Annotated in this window: 3 protein-coding genes; all 3 read right to left on the bottom strand. The window is 64.7% G+C overall.

Annotated elements, in window-relative coordinates:
- Positions 1–1,222, bottom strand: a 1,222-nt coding sequence (locus GHO25_RS25320; protein WP_153393292.1) for an ATP-binding cassette domain-containing protein, incomplete at its 3' end; no start/stop codon positions are given.
- Positions 1,219–2,082, bottom strand: a complete 864-nt coding sequence (locus GHO25_RS25315) for an ABC transporter permease (protein WP_153330424.1) — start codon at positions 2,080–2,082, stop codon at positions 1,219–1,221. The genes GHO25_RS25320 and GHO25_RS25315, both read right to left, overlap by 4 nt.
- Complete coding sequence (locus GHO25_RS25310; RefSeq protein WP_218581089.1) at positions 2,079–2,972, bottom strand: ABC transporter permease; 894 nt, start codon at positions 2,970–2,972, stop codon at positions 2,079–2,081. The genes GHO25_RS25315 and GHO25_RS25310 overlap by 4 nt, the downstream gene beginning before the upstream one ends.
- Position 2,973: the final 1 nt, after the last annotated feature.

Genomic DNA, 2,973 nt, shown 5'->3' with positions numbered 1-2,973 from the left:
GCTGCGAAGCCGCTACACCGGCCACATCCAGCGCGTCGGCAAGGATCTGGCCGATGCTCCAGCGCGGATCGAACGAACTCAGCGGGTCTTGATAAATCACACTGATGTCACGTCGATGCACACGCCGGTCTTTTTCCGCCACCCGATCTGCACCCGCCCCCGCCCAGGCGTGCCCCAGAAACTGCACCTGGCCCGCATCCGGCTCCAGCAACCCCAACACAATGCGCGCCACGGTGGTTTTGCCCGAACCGGACTCACCGACGATGCCCAGCGTGCGCCCGGCGCGCAGCTCAAAGCTGACGTCGTCGACCACTTGGCGAGCTTGCTGATCGGGGCCGATGTAGCGTTTACCCAAACCGCTGGCCTTGAGCAGCACCGGGGAGTCAGCGCCCGGCCGAGGTTGCACAAGCTGCCCGCTGTTGTGCGACGACAGCCGTGTGCCCCGCGCATGTTCGGCTGGCACCGCGTCCAGCAACGCCTGGGTGTAAGGGTGACTCGGGGTGCGCAAAACCTGCTGCATCGGGCCCTGTTCGACCACCACGCCGTGGCGCAGCACCAGCACCTCATCGGCCAATTGCGCCACCACCGCCAAGTCATGGCTGATGATCAGCAACGAATCACCGCGAGCCTTGATTTCTTGCAGCACTTGCAGAATCTGCGCCTGCACCGTGGCGTCCAGCGCGGTGGTCGGTTCGTCGGCGATGACCAGCCCTGGGCTCAGCGCCAATGCACTGGCGATCAGCGCACGCTGGCGCAGGCCGCCGGACAATTGGTCGGGCCGCTGGCGGGCACGCAATTCGGGCTCGGGCACGCCGACTTTGTCCAGCAGCTCGATAACCCGCTCAGCGCGGCTGCGCCGGTCGCCCCATTGGTGGGTCGTGAGCACTTCCAGAATCTCTTTGCCCACCGGGCGCAGAGGGTCGAGCGAGACCAGCGCGTCTTGCAACACAAAGCCAATGCCTTTGCCGCGCAACCCGCGCCAGCCACGCTCGGACAACCCGAGCAAATCCTGCCCGCCATAACTCAGGGTGCGCGCCGTCACTCTCGCCCCGGCACCGGCCAGACCAATCAGGCTGCGCGCCGTCACACTTTTACCAGAGCCGGACTCACCCACCAGCGCCAGGGTCTTGCCCGGCGCCAGGGTAAACGACACATCGCGCACCACAGTCTGGCCGCCAAATTCAATGGACAGACCCTCGACGATCAAGTGTTTATCGCTCATGACAGGCGCCCCTCCAGACGTTGTTGCAGATAACGGCCCGCGACCGTGGTCGACAGCGTGGTAAGGACGATGAACACCCCCGGGAAGAAGGTCAGCCACCAGGCGTTGGCGACAAAGTCGCGGCCCATGGACAGCATGGTCCCCCACTCCGGCGCAGGCGGCTTGGCGCCCAGCCCCAGAAAGCTCAGGGCCGAGGCCCAGACAATCGCCTGACCAATACCCATGGTCAGGGTCACGATCAGCGGGCGCATGGCATTGGGTAATAGCTGGCGCAGGATGATCCGCCGCGTGGGGTGACCCAGAGCAACCGCCGCTTCGATGTAACCGGCATTGCGCACCGCCAGCACCTGACCGCGCACCATCCGGGCGTAGCCCGGCGCTGCGCCCAGCCCGGTGGCAACAATCAACGGCCCGATGCCGCTGCCGAACACCGCCACAAACAGCAGCGCCAACACCAGGCTCGGGAACGCGAACAGTATTTCCAGCAGCCAGCCAACCCCACGGTCAAGTCGTGCACCGCCAAGCCCGCCGAGCAACCCCAGGGCAATCGCAATGCTCATGGCCAGCACAGTGGCCGCCAGACCAATCAACAGCGACTGGCGGGTGCCGTAAATCACCCGCGAAAAAATATCCCGGCCAGACTGATCAGTGCCGAACCAATGCGCCCAGCCCGGCGGATGAAACGCATCGTGCGGAACAATCGCCAGCGGGTCGGCATGGGTAAAGAGTTGCGGCAACAGCGCGGCAACGATCAAAAACGCCAGAAAAAGCAGTGCCAGCAAGGGCCCCAGCGGCACCTTGCGTGACCTGCGTTGCACCCGCACACCCGGCAACTGCGTTTCGAGAGTCAGTGTGCTCATGCTGTTTTCCCCTGTTGACGAGGGTCGACCCACAGGTGCAGCAGGTCGACCAGAATGTTGGCCAGCACATACACCGCCGCAACGGTCAGGCTGATACCGATGGTCAGCGGCAAGTCCTGCGCCTGCACCGCCTGATACAACTGGCGACCCAGGCCCTTGCGCGAAAAGATCACTTCAACCACTACCGCACCGCTGATCAAGGCGCCGATGGCCCAGCCCGACAACGAAATGCCGGGCAACACCGCATGGCGCAGCGCATGTTTGAAGCGCACGGCGGTTTCGCTCAAACCACGGGTCCGCGCCGTCAGCACAAAGGGTTGCTCCAGGGTCAGCTCCAGTGATTCTCGGGTGACCTGCGCAATAAACCCGGCCAGCGGCACCGCCAGCGCCACAGACGGCAACACCAGGGTTGGCCAGCCATCGCTACCAGCGGGCGGGAACCAGCGCAAGCCGAAGGCAAACACCGCCAGCAGCACCAGCCCCAGCCAAAAATGCGGGACGGCGGCCGAAACGGTTTCGGCAAATGAAGCCACCTTGGCCACCCAACGCTGGCGCCCGGCGGTCAACACGGTAAGCAACAGCACCAACAGCCAGGCCAGGACCAATGAGGTAAACGTCAGTTGCAGGGTCGCCCACGATTGCTCAGCCAGCACGCGGGTTACCGGCAAATGCTGCGAGTAGGACACCCCCAGATCGCCCTGAACCAGACGCCCCAGGTACAGCGCGTATTGCACCGCCAGCGGCTTGTCCAGGCCGTACTCGCGGGTGGCTTCGGCAATGGTTTCGGGCGACGGATTACCACTCGGGCCGCCGAGGATGGCCAGCACCGGGTCGCCCGGCATCAGCCGCAGGGCAAAGAAGGTCAGGGTCGCCACCGCCCACAGCACCAGC

Source organism: Pseudomonas sp. FSL R10-1350, assembly GCF_009600525.1.
GTDB lineage: Bacteria > Pseudomonadota > Gammaproteobacteria > Pseudomonadales > Pseudomonadaceae > Aquipseudomonas > Aquipseudomonas helleri.
This window is presented reverse-complemented; position numbering and strand designations above follow the sequence as displayed.

What these genes read in the sequence shown, in the direction of transcription:
- GHO25_RS25315 (WP_153330424.1), bottom strand. Translation starts at nt 2,082, where the DNA reads ATGAGCACACTGACTCTCGAAACGCAGTTGCCGGGTGTGCGGGTGCAA.